This is a genomic window from Polaribacter sp. Z022 (assembly GCF_023555495.1).
GTDB lineage: Bacteria > Bacteroidota > Bacteroidia > Flavobacteriales > Flavobacteriaceae > Polaribacter.
The window spans coordinates 1-17,470 of record NZ_JALCZO010000003.1; the positions used below are offsets into that span (position 1 = coordinate 1).

Here is a 17,470-nt window from a genome sequence, read left to right on the forward strand (position 1 = left end):
GTATTTCTTAGCGGCTGCAAACATACAAACTATTTCTATTCTGACAAGAAAAAAAATAACTTTTTTTATACCCTTACTAAAACACCCTAAAAAAAATGAACTATGCTTCCGAAAAAATCGGACTGCAAAGATACAATAGTTTTTAATTAACAACCTAATAAAAATTATTTTTTTTAATAAAAACTAAATAATACAACTCAAATTTATCAATGAACTCACTAACTAAATATCCTCATATTTTTGTTAGCGGGTGCAAATATACTACCCATTTTTAATCTCACAACCTTTTTCTCAATCTTTTTTAAGTTTAAAACAAAAGTAAGTTATAATTCAATAATATTGAAACACTTAGAAACGAAAATATTTTAATATTGAATAACTATTCGAATAGATAGTTTTAAAAAATTATAGATATATAAATATATAAATGGCTTTTGCTTTTTTAACAACACTAAATTATACGTTTAGAAAACGTAGTAATTTGTTGTTACTTGATGGATATAAATTATAATTTTAAGTAAAAATGTGAATTAAAATTAAATAGTCACAAATAATTAATGTCATTTTAACCTGCTTTTAAGTAATGCTATATATAAATTTAGATTTTTAAAAAAAGAAAATAAGTTTGTGAAAACAGATTTTTTTCTAAGAATTAAGGGAAATTATGATCTTTTCTTTAATTTCTTTTTTGCTTTCTTTTTCTTTCTAATTTTTGCAAACATCTTTTTATAGACCTCTACATTAACCTCAGCTTTTCGGTTTTTAATTATTTCAGTAAAATCGAAAGGAAGCTTTGAAGATTGTGTTGTTAATTTTTCATCTTGAAAAGCTCTTTGCAATACATCTTCTATTAAAAAATCTTCATTTTCTGTTTCTGGATGATATTCAGTTTTTAAAGAAAGACTAAAAACATTAGCAGTTGTATTATACCAAAAAGCTTTCCAACCACTTCTTAAGGTTTTAATATTTTGAAATGCAGTTTTACCTGTTTGTCGATGAATTAATTTTATTAAGATACGACCTTCTGTTGTGGTCATCTTTTTAATTTGATCTGTAAATTCTCCCTCTATATAAGTTTGAACTAATTTTGTGTATTTTCTTCTTTTAGATTTAGATTTTATTTTTTCTAATCTAGAGTTTAAAGAATCTAATCTTTTAGATGCTAATTGTGCATATGGATAAGCTTTAAAAACTTTTCTACGAAACCACAAATAATAACGAATATCGTTTTTAGATTTAAACTTGTGTTTTGGTAATAATGAAAATTCATTAAGATTAACAGTTAATGTATCTCCAGGTTTTACAAAAACATAGTCATCAATATTGATAGGTAAGGAATCAATTTCTTTTTTTTGAGAAAAAGAAATTAAAGTTATTGTCATTATATATATGTAGAGTATTTTTTTCAAAACTTTACTTAAAAATCATTAATTAGATTACTTTTATTAAGAAACCATATCTATAAAATCTTGTTCTGATATTATTGTAACACCTAAAGTTTCAGCTTTTGCCAACTTTGATGGTCCCATATTATCTCCTGCAACTATAAAACTTGTTTTTTTTGAAATTGAAGAGCTTACTTTTCCCCCATTATCTTCTATAGCTTTTTTAAGTTCGTTTCTACTCATTTGATGAAAAACTCCAGAAACTACAAATATTTGTCCTTGTAATTTATCTGTTTGGTTTTCTAAACTTTCTGCAGACACCTCTAATTGGACACCTGAATCTTTTAATCGATTTATTAATTGTATGTTTCCTAAATCTGATGAAAAATCAAGTATGCTTTGTGCAATCCTATCTCCTATTTCATCTACAGCTATTAAGGTTTCAAAATTTGCAGTCATTAAATTATCTATTGATTTAAAATGTTTTGCTAATTTTTTAGCTACAGTTTCTCCTACAAAACGAATTCCTAAAGCAAATAATACTTTTTCAAACGAAATTTCTTTTGATTTTTCGATTCCTGAAATCATATTTTGAGCAGATTTTTCTGCCATTCTTTCTAAAGGAATTATTTGTTCTACTTTTAAATCATATAAATCTGCATAATTTTGAATAAGTCCTTCTTTTCTTAATAAATCTACAGTTTCTCCTCCAAGACCATCAATATCCATTGCTTTTCTAGAAATAAAATGTTGAATTCTTCCTGTAATTTGAGGAGCACATCCAAATTCATTTGGACAATAATGCTTTGCATCTCCTTCTGTTCTAATTAATTCTGAATTACATTCAGGGCAATTTGTTGCATAATGTGTAGGTTCAGAGTTTTTTGGTCGTTTTGTAAAATCTACAGCTATAATTTTTGGAATAATTTCTCCTCCTTTTTCTACAAAAACTGTATCGTTTACTCTTATATCTAACTTTTCTATTTGATCTGCATTATGCAAGGAAGCCCTTTTTACTGTAGTACCTGCTAATTGTACAGGCTCTAAATTTGCAACTGGAGTAATTGCTCCTGTTCTACCAACTTGATAAGTTATTTCATTTAAAATAGTTGAAACTTGTTCTGCTTTAAATTTATATGCAATTGCCCATCTTGGTGCTTTAGAAGTATAACCTAACTCTTCTTGTTGTTGAAGATTGTTAACTTTTATTACAATTCCGTCAGTTTCATAAGGTAAATCGTGACGTTTTTCATCCCAATGATTTACAAATTCAAAAACTTTATCTATAGATTTTGCTAAAGTGATTGTTTCTGGAACTTTAAAACCTACTTTTCTTGCATTTTTTAAACTTTCAAAATGTGTTTTGTATTTTCTTTCTGAAGTTACTACTTGATATAACAAACAATCTAATGGTCTTTTTGCTACCTCTGCACTGTCTTGTAATTTTAAACTTCCGCTTGCGGTATTTCTAGGATTTCTATATTCTTCTTCGCCATTTGCAACTCTTTCTTCATTCATTTTAATAAAACCATTTAAAGGCAAAATGATTTCTCCTCTCATTTCAAAATCAGAAACAAAGTCTCCTTTTAAGGTTAATGGAATAGATAAAATAGTTTTTATGTTTGCAGTTACTTCATCTCCTTGAAAACCATCTCCTCTTGTAACCGCTTTTACAAACTGACCATTTTCATAAGTTAAATTAATAGAAGCTCCATCATATTTAAGCTCACAAGTATATTCTAATTCTGTTCTTCCTAAAATTTTTTGAATTCTCTTTTCCCAATCTAACAAATCTTCTTTTGAATAAGAATTATCTAAAGAATACATTCTATTTTTATGGGTAACAGTTTCAAAGTTTTTTGTAATACTTCCTCCTACTCTTTGTGTTGGAGAATTAGCATCAAAAAACTCTGGATTTTCAGCTTCTAATTTTTCTAACTCTTTTAATTTTAAATCGAATTCTAAATCTGATATTGTTGCATTATCTAACACATAATAATTATGATTATGCGTATTTAACTCATTACGAAGTGATTGTATTTTTTGCTTAACTGTCATTAAAAGTATGATTTTTCCTTTGCTCTTTAATACATAAGAATAATTTCAAAAATAAGATAATAAATGCACACTTAATAAATTTAATTAAGAATCATAAAAAACAACTTTTTAAGCAAAATAGGGAAATTGCCTATATGACAAACTTCTTATTCTTAATAAATTTACTTAACTGAAAGTCTAGACAAAAGTTAAACCCTAAAAGCAACATTTATATAACAAATAATTTTACAAATTTTAAACAAACAACATTTTGTTTTTATTCTAAAGTTAGGTTCATATGAACTAGCTTATAAATCCCCATACTATGAATAATAATACAAAAACAATAAACGATTTAAAAGTCCAATTTAACGAGGAGGGCTATTTAACAAATTTTGAACAATGGGATATTGAAGTAGGAGAAAAAATAGCAAAAGACCATAACATTGAATTGTCTGAAACTCATTGGGATATAATTTCTTGGATACAAGAACAATTTAAAAAAGAAAAAGAATTAACCTTAGATACGATTTTGAATACAGGCATAAGTAATCTTAACGAATTAAAAAGGTTATTTACAAATGATCCTTTAGCAATCTCTACAAAGATTGCAGGAATACCTAAACAAAAACAAATAAAATAAACTACTAAAAATGAGAGATTTAGTTATTTTAGGTGCAGGTACTTCTGGAACAATGATGGCTAACCATTTAATTGATAAGTTACCTAGCAATGATTGGAAGATTCATGTTATAGATCAAAATAAAACACATTATTATCAACCAGGTTTTTTGTTTTTACCTTTTGATATTTATACTGAAGAGCAAGTAAAAAAAGATGGTACAAAATTTATCCCTGAAAAGGTAAATTATATCCAACAAAGAATAGAAAAAATAGATAGTAAAAATAATTTAGTTCAACTAGAAGATACCTCATTAGCTTATGACATTCTTATAATTGCAACTGGATCTATAATTGATCCTAGAGAAACTGAAGGAATGCTAAGTAGAGAATGGCATAAGTCAATTTTCGATTTTTACACTTTTGAAGGTGCTCTAGCTTTAAGAAATAAATTAAGAAATTTTAAAGAAGGAAGATTGGTTGTTCATTTTACAGAAATGCCAATAAAATGTCCTGTTGCTCCTTTAGAGTTTGCCTTTTTAGCAGATTCGTTTTTCGAAAAAAAAGGAATAAGAGACAAAGTGAAAATAACATTTGTAACTCCCTTATCTGGAGCCTTTACAAAAGAAGTTTGTTCTAAATCTTTAGGATATTTATTAGATGAAAAAAAGATACATTTAGTTACAGACTTTGCAATTGAAAAAGTAGATTATGAAAACAATAAAATAATAGATTATATAGATCAAGAAGTTCCTTATGATTTATTAGTTACAGTGCCCACAAACATGGGCGATGAAGTAATAGAACGTTCTGGATTAGGAGATGAATTAAATTTTGTACCAACACATCCTAACACATTACAATCTATAGAAAACGAAAATATTTTTGTTATTGGTGATGCCACTGATTTAAAAGCATCAAAAGCCGGATCTGTTGCACATTTTCAATCAGAGACATTAACTGATAACATTTTATTGTATATACAAAATAAACCCCTAAAAAAAGAATATGATGGTCATGCAAATTGTTTTATTGAAACAGGCAAAAACAAAGCCTTATTAATAGATTTTAATTATGACCTAGAACCTGTAACTGGCAAATTCCCGTTTGCTAAAGTTGGACCTTTAAAACTTTTAAAAGAAAGTATTATTAATCATTGGGGTAAGTTAGCCTCTAGATGGATTTACTGGAACTTACTTTTAAAAGGGATATCATTACCTTTTATATCAAGAAACATGAGCATGAAAGGAAAAAATTTAATAAACCAAAACTTAGAACAATGATTAAGATAATAAATCAAACTAAAATTCATGTCAATGAAGAAGGTTATTTAACCGACTTTGAAGAGTGGAATGTTAGAATTGGTGAATATATTGCAAGAGAACACGATATTGTCTTAACCCTATCTCATTGGGACATAATCTCTTGGATTCAAGAACAATTCAAAGCAAAAAAATCTTTATCTCTTAGAGGAATTAGAAGAAGTGGAATTACTAGTATTAAAGAACTCTACAATCTATTTCCTGGGGGACCTTTAAAAATATCTGCAAAAATTGCAGGAGTTCCGAAACCAACCAATTGCATTTAAATGTTTTAAAAATGGGGAAATAAAAAAGTTAAAACATTTAAAGTTGATTATTGGAGCTCCTGCACAGCAGATATACATATAAAACAATAAACTAAAATAGTTTATGATTTAGAAAAAGAAAAAAATGTTATGTAAGAGTAAGATTATTATGAAAAAGTAAAAATTTCTTTGAAAAAGTAAAATTATTATGAAAGAGTAAAAAATTATTATGGAAAAATAAAAAACCCGAATCATTAATTTGATTCGGGTTTTTATTGTAATAATAACACTACTAATAATAAGTGTATCTTCTAACTTTTGCAATATGTTTAGCCAAACGCATTACTTGATGAGAATAACCATACTCATTATCATACCAAACATAAATAACAATTGTTTCTAAATCTGTAATAGTAGATTTACTATCAAAAATAGAAGGTGCTGTAGACCCAATAATATCAGAAGAAACCAATTCGTTATCCATAGAATATTTAATTTGTTCTACTAAATCTCCCTCTAAAGCGTATTTCTTAATTATAGAATTTACTCTTTCTTTAGTAACCTTAGTACCTAATTGTAAATTTAAAATTGCCAATGATCCATTTGGTACAGGAACTCTAATTGCATTAGAAGTTAGTTTACCTTTTAATGCAGGTATTGCTTTAGAAACGGCTGCTCCTGCTCCAGTTTCTGTAATTACCATATTTAAAGCTGCTGCTCTACCTCTTCTATGTTTACTATGCATATTGTCTACCAAGTTTTGGTCGTTTGTATATGCATGTATTGTTTCTAAATGCCCTTTTTTAATGCCAAAATTGTCTTCTAAAACTTTTAAAACAGGTGTAATTGCATTTGTTGTACAAGATGCTGCAGAAAAAATATCTACTGTATCTGGATTAAATTGTTTATGATTAACACCATGAACTATATTTGGTATTCCTTTTCCAGGTGCTGTTAATAAAACTTTACTTGCTCCATTTGCTTTTAAATGTCTTGCCAATGCAACATCATCTCTAAAAGCTCCAGTATTATCAATTATTAAAGCATCATTAATACCGTATTTAGTATAATCAATATCTTCAGGTTTTCCTGCAGAAATCATATGAACAGTTGTTCCGTTAATTATTAAAGCATTGTTATCTACATCTGTTTGAACTGTTCCTAAAAAATCTCCATGTACAGAATCTATACTTAATAAAGAGGCTCTTTTATTTAAAACTTTTTCATTTATTTCTCCTCGAGTAACAATTGCTCTTAATCTTAATTGAGAACCTTTACCCATTTTAGACATTAATTCTCTAGCTAATAAACGACCAATTCTACCAAAACCATATAAAACAACATCTTTTGGCTTAATATTTTTAGACGCTGTTGCTTCTTTTAATTTATCTTTAACAAAAGCTACTTTATCTGCACCTTTTTTAGGACACAAATGACATTCATAAGCTAACTTACCAATATCTAACTTAGATGATGGTAAATCTATTTCTTGAATTGCCTTTGCTATATCTAAAGCATCTTCAATAGAAATTGGCTTACTAACAAACTCTTTTGCATAGTTTATTAAATTTAAAACTTCGCTTGTTCTTTTATCTACTAAAGTATTTCTAAAAAGGACTAATTCTATAGATTTATCATACCATAAATCATTAACAATAGTCATAAATTCTACAGTAGCTCTTCTGTTTTTGGCTTGCAATAAAACTTCTTCTTCGTAATTTAATATTGTTGACATAGTTGTAACTAAATTTAAAATTTTACACAAAAATATGTCTTTTTATCAAAACACGAAATCGATTTCGTAAAAGTTTCGTAAAAGTTTCGTAAATAAAAAAAATCCTGATAAATTATCAGGATTTCATGAATAAAATAAGTTTGTTTTTTTATCTAAAAGCATAACGCTCTCTTTCTCCTTCTAAATTAATTACCTCTAAATAAATTGATTTCCCACTTCCATAAGAAGCTTCAATTGCTTTAACTGCTGCACTTGCATTTAAAACTGGTTTTTTATTAATTTCTGTTATAATATAACCTTCTTTTACACCATAATAATCTAGGTTTTTGTTTTGATTGGTAATTATTTTAGCTCCGCCAGAAATATCATACTTTTTCATTTCTTTTTTTGTTAAATCTTTTAATACAACTCTTAAGCTTCTAGAAATGTAAGAATCCTTTTTACTAAGTTTTACACTTTTAGTAATAAATTCTCCATCTCTATATACAGTTACATCAACAAATTCTCCTGGTCTTTTTGCTGTTAATTGCCCCCTTAATTCAGAGTATTTAGAAATTTTTACATTATTAACTTTCTTAATGATATCTCCTTCTTTCAATCCAGATTTTTTTGCTCCACCATCTTCTGCAACAGCTCCAATTTTTACACCATCAATATTATCATCTCTTTGATCTATGTTAATACCCAATATTGCTTCTTGTACAGAACCGAATTCTAATAAATCATCAATAATTTTTTTGGTAATATTAGAAGGAACTGCAAAAGAATACCCAACAAAAGAACCTGTTTTAGAAGAAATTGCAGTATTAATACCTACCAATTCTCCTCGCGTATTTACTAATGCTCCCCCACTATTTCCTGGATTTACTGCTGCATCTGTTTGTATAAAAGATTCTATATTTTTATTACCTTCTAAATCTCTACCCTTTGCACTTACAATACCTGCTGTAACAGTAGATGTTAAATTATAAGGATTACCAACTGCTAAAACCCATTCTCCAATTTTAATTGTATCAGAATTTGCAAAAGGAATGTATGGTAAATCTACATCAGAATCTATTTTTAATAATGCAATATCATTTTCTTTATCAGTACCAATTAATTCTGCCTTATATTTTTTTCTATTATTTAATGTAATTTCTATTTCTGTTGCTCCAGAAATAACATGATTATTTGTAACAATGTATCCATCTTGCGAAATAATTACACCACTTCCAGTACCAACTTGCTCGTATTTTCTTCCTTTACTTCCATTTCCAAAGAAAATATCAGCAGGACTTAATTGTGTTCTTACAGCTGTGTTTTTTACGTGAACAACTGAGTTAACTGTATTTTCTGCAGCTACAGATAAATCTACAGAATTAGTTACTGTATTTATTTTATCTAATACAGGATTGTAATTTGCTGTAATAGTTTTAATAGGTTGTGTAACTGTTCTTTCTACAATAACTTCGTCATTAAACATCATTTTATATCCACCTAAAGTAATAGCACCTCCTAAAATGGCCATTCCTAATAAACCTAATATTTTTTTCATATTCTTCAAATTTATATTTCAAATATACAATTTTAACATTTTTAAAAAATCTGTTTAACTTGGTTTTAACTGATTTTAACCGGTTTTTAACAATCTTTTTATTCTCTTTAAATACCTATATTTGCTACAATGAATATAGAATTTTATAAATATCAAGGAACTGGAAATGATTTTGTGATGATTGATAACAGAACAAAAACTTTTCCTAAAAAGAATACCACAATTATTTCTAAACTTTGTGATAGAAATTTTGGTGTTGGTGCAGATGGTGTAATTTTAATTGAAAATGATGATAAATTTGATTTTAAAATGATTTATTTTAATGCAGATGGTAGCCAAACTTTTTGCGGAAATGGAGGTAGATGTGCTGTAGCTTTTTCTAAACACCTTAATATTATTGATTCTAAAACTAAGTTTATAGCTTATGATGGTGAACATATTGCAGAAATTGAAAACGGAATTGTTTCTTTAAAAATGATTGATGTTGATGAAATTAAAGTAAATGAAAACTCAGTTTTTGCTTATACAGGAACCCAACACCATGTAGAATTAGTTAACGATTTAAATAATTTCCCTGTTTTTGATAAAGGAAAAGAAATTAGATACTCTTATGCTGAACCTGGTAGTAATGTAAACTTTGTACAACAAATTAACAATACTACTTTTAGAGTTAGAACTTATGAAAAAGGTGTAGAAAATGAAACTTTAGCATGTGGTACAGGTGTTACAGCAGTAGCAATTGCAATGCATAAAACTAAAAAAACGAATAGTAATTTAATTTCTTTACCTGTTGAGGGGGGAAATTTAGAAGTTTCTTTTACTGAAGAAAATGGAAGTTATTCTGATGTATTTTTAAAAGGACCTGCTACTTTTGTTTTTAAAGGAAATATTAATTTTAATGATTAAGTTAAAAGGAGAACATATTAAATTACGTGCTTTAGAACCAGAAGATTTACAGTTTCTTTATCAAATAGAAAACAATGAATCTTTTTGGGAAGTGAGTCACACACAAACTCCTTTTTCAAAATATGTGCTAAAACAATATTTAGAAAATGCACATTTAGATATTTATGAAGTAAAACAATTACGTTTATTAATTGAAGAAACAAAATCTAACAACCAAATAGGAATGATAGATTTGTTCGATTTTAACCCTACTCATAAAAGAGCAGGAATTGGAATCTTAATTCATCCTGATTTTGAAAAAAGAGGTTATGCTACTGAAGCTTTATCACTTTTAATAAACTATTCTTTTTCTCATTTAAACCTGCATCAATTATTTGCTAACATCACTTCAGACAACACTAAAAGCATTGCTCTTTTTAACAAATTTAATTTTGAAAAAGTAGGAGTTAAAAAAGATTGGATTTTATCTGAAAGAAAATTTAAAGATGAAATTTTGTTGCAACTGATAAATGAGTAATTTTGCTATTCTTATTAAATTAAAAAACATTGAGTAAAAAATTTATCTTCGCAGTTATAGCCACAATTTTATTAGGTTTAGGTATTATTGGAAACAATTATTATCAAAAAATATTTGGTAGTTCTATAACTAAAGAAACCTCACTTTACGTTAAATCTACTGATAGCTTAATTGAGATTAAAGAAAAAATTAAAGAAGTATCTAAGCATCCAAATACATTTTTATTAGTTGCTGCTCAAAAAAACTTTTCTAAACCAAAATCTGGAAGATATTTATTAAAAGAAGGAATGTCTAATAATGACATTGTTAACATGTTAAGAGTTGGTAATCAAACACCAATTAATTTATCTTTTAACAACCAAGATACTTTAGAAAAATTAGCAGGTAGAATTGCGCAACAATTAGAAACCGATTCTATTTCTTTATTAAATTCTTTTACAAATAAAGACTTTTTAGAGAAAAACAACTTCACTAAAAAATCTGTTTTACAAATATTTATTCCAAATAGCTACGAGTTTTATTGGAATACTTCTGCAGATAAATTTAGAAATAAAATTTTTAAAGAATACAAACGTTTTTGGAACGATAACAGGTTAAAAAAAGCAAAAGCTTTAAACTTAAGTAAAGAAGAAGTAATAACACTAGCATCAATTGTACAAAAAGAAACTGCAAAAAAAGTTGAAAGACCCATTGTTGCTGGTTTGTATTTAAATAGATTAAAAAAAGGTTGGCCTTTACAAGCAGATCCAACTATAATTTATTGTATTAAAGAAAAAAAAGGACAAAACTTTGTAGTTAAAAGAGTTTTAACTGCAGATTTAGAAATTAACTCTCCCTACAATACTTATAAAAATAGAGGTTTACCTCCTACACTAATTGCAATGCCAGATATTTCTGCAATAGATGGGGTTTTAAATGCGCAAAAACACAAGTACTATTATATGTGTGCAAATGTAGACAAATTAGGATATCATGCTTTTGCAAGAACATTATCTCAACATAATAGAAATGCAGCTAAATATCATCAATGGATGAATAAACAAAGAATAAACAGATAATGATTAGAAAGTTTCAACTTTTAATTATTTCGTTAATTTCTTTAACTGCTTTTTCGCAAACTTCATCTTTTTACAAAAAATCAGACACACTAAATAAGAAAAGACGTAATTCTATTATTATTACAGAAAGTGTAATGGCAGGTGGTGCATTAATTGCTTTAAATCAACTTTGGTATAAAGATTATCCACGTTCTAGTTTTCATTTTAAAAACGATAATAATGATTGGAAACAAATGGACAAGATTGGTCATTTTATGACATCTTATTATGTTGGTAAAGTTGGTATGGAGGCTTTAGATTGGGCTGGAGTTTCTAAAAAAAACCAATTAATTTACGGTGCAACTTATGGTTTTGCGTTTTTAACAGCTGTAGAAGTTCTAGATGGTTTTTCTGAAGAATGGGGAGCTTCTCCTGGCGATATTTTAGCAAATGCTGCAGGTCCTGGTTTATTAATTGGACAAGAATTACTTTGGCAAGAACAACGAATTACTTTAAAATATTCTTTTCATCAAACAGAATTTGCAAAACAAAGACCCAACACTTTAGGTGAAAATTATTTGCAACAAGCTTTAAAAGATTATAATGGTCAAACTTATTGGCTTTCTGCAAATATTTGGTCTTTTAATAAAGAAAGCTCTTTTCCAAAATGGCTTAACATTGCTCTTGGTTATGGAGCTGAAGGAATGCTTTATGGAAACACAAACAATACCAACCCAATACCCCAAGAACCTTACAGACAATTTTACTTAAGTTTAGATGTAGACCTAACTAAAATTAAAACTAATTCTGAATTCTTAAAATCTATATTTTCTGTTGTAAATTTCATAAAAATTCCTGCTCCAACACTAGAAATTAACACCAAAAGTGGAATAAAATTTCATTATCTGTATTTCTGATAAATTTTAACACATTGGTTATCAGTATATTCAAAAATTCATTATAAATTTGCACCGCTAAATAGAAAAATTAAATTTATCAAAAAGTTAATAATTTTAAGTATTATATTTTTAGGATTTATCAATGCAACAACTATTGATAATAAAATAGATACTCATAACAAAGTTACTTTACCAGAATTTATAGATTACAACATTCCTTATTTACAAAAAGATTTTGTAGGTTTTAAAGAAGCTTTAGCTTTTAAAGAATCTCAAGGAAAATACACAGCTGTAAATACTTTAGGATATTTAGGTAAATACCAATTTGGAAAAACTACTTTACACAGATTTAAAATTTACAACACAAAAGAATTTTTAAACAATCCAGAATTACAAGAAAAAGCTTTTATTGCTTTATGTAAAGTTAATAAATGGATTTTAAGAAAAGACATTAAACGATCTGTTGGTAAAACTATAAACGGAATTAAAATTACAGAATCTGGAATTTTAGCTGCTGCTCATTTAAGTGGTGCAGGAAACGTTAAAAAATTTCTAAGAAGTAATGGTTCTGTAAGTTTTGCAGATGCTTATGGAGCAACTATACAATCTTACTTAATTAAGTTTGGTGGTTATGATGTAGAAATCATAAACGCAAATAGATTTGCTACAGTTTAAGGTTCTTCTAAAAAAAACAATCTCATAAAAAAACTCGTTACTTATTCTTTTTAAAGAGTAAATAACGAGTTTTTCTTTTATTTCTATTTCTTATTTATGAATAATAAATATTGCAGGTTTTTTATGTAAATCTGGCTTTTCATTTTTCCAATCTTTTACCATTTTTGTTTTTATATATTCTGTAGGCAAAGTAATATCTGCAGCAATACATAAATTTGTAGTAGGCGTTAAAGTGGCTTTTAAATCTGTTAGCATTTTTTCATTTCGATAAGGAGTTTCAATAAAAATTTGAGATTGATTTTTATCTTTAGACAAACGCTCTAAATCTTTTATTGCTTTTTTTCTATCAGATTTATCAATTGGTAAATATCCATTAAAAGCAAAGTTTTGCCCATTCATACCAGAACTCATCATTGCCATTAATATAGATGATGGTCCAACTAAAGGCACTACTCTAATATTATTTTCATGTGCTAACTTAACAATGCTTGCTCCAGGATCTGCAACAGCAGGTACTCCAGCTTCAGATAACAAACCAACATTTACACCTTCTTTACAAATATCTAAATATTTTCTTGTTTCTATTTCTTCTGCATATTTATCTAACAACATTAATTGTAAAGATGGTTGCGATTTTTTTGGAGAAATTTTCTTAATAAATCTTCTAGCAGATTTTTCGTTTTCTACTATATAATAATCAATCTCTTCAACAACTTTTTTAACTGATAAAGGCATTACTTCTAAAGGTTCAGTTTCTCCTAAAGTAGTTGGGATTAAATAGAGTTTACCAATCATTTTTATATTTTTTTAGAGATGATATTACAAGCTTCATCTAACATTGTATATACATTTTCAAAACCTTGATTTCCTCCATAATATGGATCTGGAACACTTAAATTTTCATTTGGGTTTGATTCGTTTAAAATCATTTTTACTTTTTGCTCATCTTCTTCATTTCTAGCAAGCATCAATATGTTTTGATAATTACTTTCATCCATTGCAAAAATGATATCGAATTCATCAAAATCTTTTACCTCAAATTTTCTTGCACGTTGGTTTCTAATATTTAATCCATATTTTGCTGCTACTTCTATAGAGCGTTCATCTGGTTTGTTACCAACATGATAAGCTGCAGTACCTGCAGAATCTACAAAAACAGTATCTGCATCAACTTTAGATTGCAAAATTCCTTCTGCTAAAGGAGATCTACAAATATTTCCTAAACAGACCATTAATACTTTTTTCATAAAATGATTTTTGTTAAAAATAAGAAACTATTCTTCTCTTAAAAAGTTTAATCGCGTAAAAAATCCAATAAGTCTTCTGAAAATAAAATTTCTAGAAAGTCAGCTTTTTTGTTAAATCATCAACATACTTTCTAAACTGTTTGTCAGTTTCAGTTAAGTTGTCTACAGTTTTACAAGCATGTAATACAGTTGCATGATCTCTTTGCCCAATTTGATTACCAATACTTGCCAATGAAGTTTTAGTTAATCGTTTTGCAAAAAACATAGCTAATTGTCTTGCTTGTACAATATGACGTTTACGAGTTTTAGATTGTAAAGTAGCAACATCCATATCAAAATATTTAGAAACTTCTTTCTGAATATAATCTATAGAAACTTCTTTCTTGGTATTTTTTACAAACTTGTCTACAATTTGTTTCGCTAATTCAATAGAAAATTCTCTTCTGTTAAAAGATGCTTGTGCTATCATAGAAATAATTACACCTTCTAATTCTCTAACATTAGATTTAATATTCTTAGCTATATATTCTATAATTTCTTCTGGCATTTCTACACCATCTCTATACAATTTATTTTGTAAGATAGAAATTCTAGTTTCGTAATCTGGAGCTTGTAATTCTGCTGATAATCCCCATTTAAAACGAGACAACAAACGTTGTTCTATATCTTGCATATCTACAGGCGCTTTATCTGAAGTTAAAATAACCTGTTTTCCATTTTGATGTAAATGGTTAAAAATATGGAAGAATACATCTTGAGTACCTGCTTTACCAGATAAAAATTGAACATCATCAATTATTAACACATCTATCATTTGATAGAAATGAATAAAATCGTTTCTTGTATTTGATTTTACAGAATCTATAAATTGTTGTGTAAATTTCTCTGAAGAAATGTATAAAACAGTTTTGTCTGGATATTTGTCTTTAATATCAACACCAATTGCATGTGCTAAATGTGTTTTTCCTAAACCAACACCTCCATAAATTAATAATGGATTAAAAGATGTTCCTCCTGGTTTGTTAGCAACTGCCATACCTGCAGAACGTGCTAACCTGTTAGAATCTCCTTCTATAAAGTTTACAAAACTATAATTAGGATTTAATTGAGATTCAATCTTAACTTTTTGCAATCCTGGAATTACAAATGGATTTCTTAATTCTCTTTTATTAGACTCTAAAGGAACAGTAACTTTTTGAGGTTTTAAAGGATCTCTGTTAGAACTAGGAATTTTAACAATTTGCGGTCTATTACTGCTATAATTGTTTTCCATTTTAACATCGTAAATCAATTTAGCATCATTACCTAATTGTCTTACCAATGCAACACGTAATAATTTAATATAGTGCTCTTCTAACCATTCATAAAAAAATTTACTTGGTACTTGAATTGTCAATGCTTCTCCTGATAGTTTTACCGGCTTTATTGGTTCGAACCAAGTTTTGTAAGCTTGTGGTTTGATGTTGTCTTTTATAAAGGTCAAACATTCATTCCAAACTGAGTCAGCAGTTATAGTCATTTAATTTAAGTAAATTTTTTGTTAATAATTAGAATTAAAAATTGGTTTTGTGTACCATTTCTAACGTTCTACAAAAATGTGAATAAAAAACAGTATAAAAAAATGAATTTGCTATTGATTATTAATTATTTTTTATGTAGCATCGTAAAAAATTTATCCAATTATTATTTTGAAACATTCATTTACAAAAACTAGAATACGATATTCAGAAACCGATCAAATGGGAGTAGTTTATCATGGAAATTACGCTCAATTTTTCGAAATGGGGAGAACTGAATGGTTACGTTCTTTGGGGGTTACATACAAAGATATGGAAATAAGCGGAATTATGCTGCCAGTAATTTCTATTAACTTTAATTTTATAAAATCTGCTTTGTATGATGATGTTTTAACAATTAAAACAATTCTGAAAAAAAAGCCAATGGTTAAAATTGAGTTTGATTATGAAATTGTAAATCAAAATGATGAATTAATTTGCACTGGAAGTTCTGTTTTAGCTTTTATGAACTCTAAAACCATGAGACCAACACGTTGTCCTGAATATTTATTAAAAGGTTTGGGATATTAAAAATTGGTTTTAACTTTTTACCCTCTAAATTTCTTTAAATAAATCGCTGTTTCATCTTTCAATTCAATAAAATCGAACTCAAAATTTGATTGCCACTGAATATCATTTATAGAAAAACCATCAAAACATTGAGTAGGAACTAGATTAAAAGCTTTTAGGGTTATAAAAAATCGTTCTAAACCTCCAAAAGGAAAATTTCCTGTAGAAAATTCTATAATTCCATTTTTATCTTTTAATTCCATTTTGTTGAAATCTACCTCAAAACCAAATTCTAAATAATTAAAAATAGAGGTTACTTGTTGAATTCCTAAATCTCCTAATTTTTCATTATCTACTTTAAAGTATTTTTTAAAAAATGAAGTTGCATATTCTGGAATCACTTTTTTATATCTCTTTAATTCTAATGCAACCTCATCAGAAGCTTCGTTTATTTTTTTAAACGCTTCTTCCATTTCTTTTTCGCTCATGTTATTCCAATCAAATTCTGGAACCTCATCTTCAAAATCGAATTCTGGTTGTCTTACAGCAACTAAATGATTGTACAATTTTTGAAAATCATTCAACTTTTCAGTTTCTTCTATTTTAAATTTAACGTATAACATCTTTTTTTTTAATCTATAATTTTAATAGCAACCTTATAAAGATTATCAAAAATGTTAAAAATAGCATCTGCTTCATTTTTTCTAATAGATATAATGTACTCGCAATTCATTTCTAATTTCTGATTGATAATATCTATCTGTTTTTCTTTTACAATTCTTTGTACAGCATTCATCATATCATAATTAAAAGTCAATTTATATTGAATGTTAATTGTTTTCTCTATAATGTTTGATGCCTCTAAAGCTAATTGAGCAGAAGTTCTGTAAGCAGAAATTAACCCTCCTACTCCTAATTTTGTTCCTCCAAAATACCTTACTGAAACTATTAAAATATTGGTTACTTCAAAAGATTGGATTTGACCATAAATTGGCATTCCAGCAGAATTACTTGGCTCTCCATCATCATTTGCTCTAAATCTAATTTTTTCTATTCCTAATTGATATGCATAACACCAATGACGTGCAGAATGATGTTGTTTTTTTACTTTTTCTATACAATCTTTTACATCGTCTTCAGACAAAACAGGAAAAGCATAACCAAAAAACTTACTCCCTTTTACTTTAAAAAGAGATTCTTCTGAAGGCTTTTCTATAGTTTTATAAACGTCTTCTAACATA

At 27.5% G+C, this 17,470-nt stretch carries 18 protein-coding genes; 9 read left to right on the top strand and 9 right to left on the bottom strand.

Annotated features, from left to right (window positions below):
- Positions 1–662: 662 nt before the first annotated feature.
- Together MPF13_RS06815 and ligA are read right to left on the bottom strand one after the other, a co-directional pair.
- On the bottom strand, positions 663–1,382 hold the full coding sequence (locus MPF13_RS06815) for a DUF4294 domain-containing protein (protein WP_249981611.1): 720 nt from the start codon (positions 1,380–1,382) through the stop codon (positions 663–665).
- Between the two features lie 63 nt (positions 1,383–1,445).
- Positions 1,446–3,443, bottom strand: coding sequence for an NAD-dependent DNA ligase LigA (gene ligA / locus MPF13_RS06820; protein ID WP_249981612.1), 1,998 nt, complete (start codon positions 3,441–3,443; stop codon positions 1,446–1,448).
- A gap of 304 nt (positions 3,444–3,747) precedes the next feature.
- Between ligA and MPF13_RS06825 the strand changes: the two genes are divergently transcribed.
- The 3 genes from MPF13_RS06825 to MPF13_RS06835 are packed head-to-tail and all read left to right on the top strand — an operon-like array spanning position 3,748 to position 5,631.
- Entirely contained in the window at positions 3,748–4,065 is a 318-nt protein-coding gene (locus MPF13_RS06825; RefSeq protein WP_249981613.1) for a TusE/DsrC/DsvC family sulfur relay protein, read from the top strand.
- A gap of 10 nt (positions 4,066–4,075) precedes the next feature.
- Entirely contained in the window at positions 4,076–5,326 is a 1,251-nt protein-coding gene (gene sqr, locus MPF13_RS06830; protein ID WP_249981614.1) for a type III sulfide quinone reductase, selenoprotein subtype, read from the top strand.
- Positions 5,323–5,631, top strand: coding sequence for a TusE/DsrC/DsvC family sulfur relay protein (locus MPF13_RS06835; RefSeq protein ID WP_249981615.1), 309 nt, complete (start codon positions 5,323–5,325; stop codon positions 5,629–5,631). Before sqr ends, MPF13_RS06835 begins: the two co-directional genes overlap by 4 nt.
- 271 nt (positions 5,632–5,902) lie before the next feature.
- Here MPF13_RS06835 and MPF13_RS06840 read toward each other — a convergent pair whose 3' ends face one another.
- Together MPF13_RS06840 and MPF13_RS06845 are read right to left on the bottom strand one after the other, a co-directional pair.
- Positions 5,903–7,345: a glyceraldehyde-3-phosphate dehydrogenase gene (locus MPF13_RS06840; protein WP_249981616.1), complete on the bottom strand. Its 1,443-nt coding sequence runs from the start codon at positions 7,343–7,345 to the stop codon at positions 5,903–5,905.
- Positions 7,346–7,493: 148 nt separating this feature from the next.
- Entirely contained in the window at positions 7,494–8,882 is a 1,389-nt protein-coding gene (locus tag MPF13_RS06845) for a trypsin-like peptidase domain-containing protein (protein ID WP_249981617.1), read from the bottom strand.
- Between the two features lie 129 nt (positions 8,883–9,011).
- Between MPF13_RS06845 and dapF the strand changes: the two genes are divergently transcribed.
- From dapF to MPF13_RS06870, 5 genes are read left to right on the top strand one after another with little or no spacing between them, the layout of a single operon-like run.
- Positions 9,012–9,788 carry a diaminopimelate epimerase gene (gene dapF / locus MPF13_RS06850; RefSeq protein WP_249981618.1) on the top strand — a complete coding sequence of 259 codons (777 nt, stop codon included), beginning with the start codon at positions 9,012–9,014 and terminating at the stop codon, positions 9,786–9,788.
- Positions 9,781–10,305, top strand: coding sequence for a GNAT family N-acetyltransferase (locus MPF13_RS06855; protein WP_249981619.1), 525 nt, complete (start codon positions 9,781–9,783; stop codon positions 10,303–10,305). Before dapF ends, MPF13_RS06855 begins: the two co-directional genes overlap by 8 nt.
- Positions 10,306–10,334: 29 nt before the next feature.
- The gene (mltG, locus tag MPF13_RS06860) at positions 10,335–11,363 is read left to right on the top strand and encodes an endolytic transglycosylase MltG (protein ID WP_249981620.1); all 1,029 of its coding nucleotides are present in this window, start codon (positions 10,335–10,337) and stop codon (positions 11,361–11,363) included.
- Positions 11,363–12,259 carry a DUF2279 domain-containing protein gene (locus MPF13_RS06865; RefSeq protein WP_249981621.1) on the top strand — a complete coding sequence of 299 codons (897 nt, stop codon included), beginning with the start codon at positions 11,363–11,365 and terminating at the stop codon, positions 12,257–12,259. Before mltG ends, MPF13_RS06865 begins: the two co-directional genes overlap by 1 nt.
- A 36-nt stretch (positions 12,260–12,295) precedes the next feature.
- Positions 12,296–12,916: a peptidoglycan-binding protein LysM gene (locus MPF13_RS06870; protein ID WP_502924323.1), complete on the top strand. Its 621-nt coding sequence runs from the start codon at positions 12,296–12,298 to the stop codon at positions 12,914–12,916.
- Between the two features lie 90 nt (positions 12,917–13,006).
- Here the strand turns inward: MPF13_RS06870 and MPF13_RS06875 are convergent, their stop codons facing one another.
- The 3 genes from MPF13_RS06875 to dnaA all read right to left on the bottom strand — a co-directional run bounded on the left by MPF13_RS06875 (position 13,007) and on the right by dnaA (position 15,682).
- Positions 13,007–13,711, bottom strand: a complete 705-nt coding sequence (locus MPF13_RS06875; RefSeq protein ID WP_249981622.1) for an SAM-dependent methyltransferase — start codon at positions 13,709–13,711, stop codon at positions 13,007–13,009.
- Between the two features lie 2 nt (positions 13,712–13,713).
- Positions 13,714–14,163, bottom strand: a complete 450-nt coding sequence (locus MPF13_RS06880; RefSeq protein WP_249981623.1) for a low molecular weight protein-tyrosine-phosphatase — start codon at positions 14,161–14,163, stop codon at positions 13,714–13,716.
- Between the two features lie 91 nt (positions 14,164–14,254).
- A complete protein-coding gene (gene dnaA / locus MPF13_RS06885; RefSeq protein WP_249981624.1) occupies positions 14,255–15,682 on the bottom strand; it encodes a chromosomal replication initiator protein DnaA in 1,428 nt (475 codons plus the stop codon).
- A gap of 169 nt (positions 15,683–15,851) precedes the next feature.
- Here dnaA and MPF13_RS06890 point away from each other — a divergent pair, with 169 nt between their 5' ends.
- Entirely contained in the window at positions 15,852–16,250 is a 399-nt protein-coding gene (locus MPF13_RS06890; RefSeq protein ID WP_249981625.1) for an acyl-CoA thioesterase, read from the top strand.
- Positions 16,251–16,267: 17 nt separating this feature from the next.
- Here the strand turns inward: MPF13_RS06890 and MPF13_RS06895 are convergent, their stop codons facing one another.
- Positions 16,268–16,852, bottom strand: coding sequence for a hypothetical protein (locus MPF13_RS06895; RefSeq protein WP_249981626.1), 585 nt, complete (start codon positions 16,850–16,852; stop codon positions 16,268–16,270).
- 8 nt (positions 16,853–16,860) lie between these two features.
- Positions 16,861–17,469: an IMPACT family protein gene (locus MPF13_RS06900; protein ID WP_249981627.1), complete on the bottom strand. Its 609-nt coding sequence runs from the start codon at positions 17,467–17,469 to the stop codon at positions 16,861–16,863.
- Position 17,470: the final 1 nt, after the last annotated feature.

What these genes read in the sequence shown, in the direction of transcription:
- MPF13_RS06815 (WP_249981611.1), bottom strand. Translation starts at nt 1,382, where the DNA reads ATGACAATAACTTTAATTTCTTTTTCTCAAAAAAAAGAAATTGATTCC.
- ligA (WP_249981612.1), bottom strand. Translation starts at nt 3,443, where the DNA reads ATGACAGTTAAGCAAAAAATACAATCACTTCGTAATGAGTTAAATACG.
- MPF13_RS06825 (WP_249981613.1), top strand. Translation starts at nt 3,748, where the DNA reads ATGAATAATAATACAAAAACAATAAACGATTTAAAAGTCCAATTTAAC.
- sqr (WP_249981614.1), top strand. Translation starts at nt 4,076, where the DNA reads ATGAGAGATTTAGTTATTTTAGGTGCAGGTACTTCTGGAACAATGATG.
- MPF13_RS06835 (WP_249981615.1), top strand. Translation starts at nt 5,323, where the DNA reads ATGATTAAGATAATAAATCAAACTAAAATTCATGTCAATGAAGAAGGT.
- MPF13_RS06840 (WP_249981616.1), bottom strand. Translation starts at nt 7,345, where the DNA reads ATGTCAACAATATTAAATTACGAAGAAGAAGTTTTATTGCAAGCCAAA.
- MPF13_RS06845 (WP_249981617.1), bottom strand. Translation starts at nt 8,882, where the DNA reads ATGAAAAAAATATTAGGTTTATTAGGAATGGCCATTTTAGGAGGTGCT.
- dapF (WP_249981618.1), top strand. Translation starts at nt 9,012, where the DNA reads ATGAATATAGAATTTTATAAATATCAAGGAACTGGAAATGATTTTGTG.
- MPF13_RS06855 (WP_249981619.1), top strand. Translation starts at nt 9,781, where the DNA reads ATGATTAAGTTAAAAGGAGAACATATTAAATTACGTGCTTTAGAACCA.
- MPF13_RS06865 (WP_249981621.1), top strand. Translation starts at nt 11,363, where the DNA reads ATGATTAGAAAGTTTCAACTTTTAATTATTTCGTTAATTTCTTTAACT.
- MPF13_RS06875 (WP_249981622.1), bottom strand. Translation starts at nt 13,711, where the DNA reads ATGATTGGTAAACTCTATTTAATCCCAACTACTTTAGGAGAAACTGAA.
- MPF13_RS06880 (WP_249981623.1), bottom strand. Translation starts at nt 14,163, where the DNA reads ATGAAAAAAGTATTAATGGTCTGTTTAGGAAATATTTGTAGATCTCCT.
- dnaA (WP_249981624.1), bottom strand. Translation starts at nt 15,682, where the DNA reads ATGACTATAACTGCTGACTCAGTTTGGAATGAATGTTTGACCTTTATA.
- MPF13_RS06895 (WP_249981626.1), bottom strand. Translation starts at nt 16,852, where the DNA reads ATGTTATACGTTAAATTTAAAATAGAAGAAACTGAAAAGTTGAATGAT.
- MPF13_RS06900 (WP_249981627.1), bottom strand. Translation starts at nt 17,469, where the DNA reads ATGTTAGAAGACGTTTATAAAACTATAGAAAAGCCTTCAGAAGAATCT.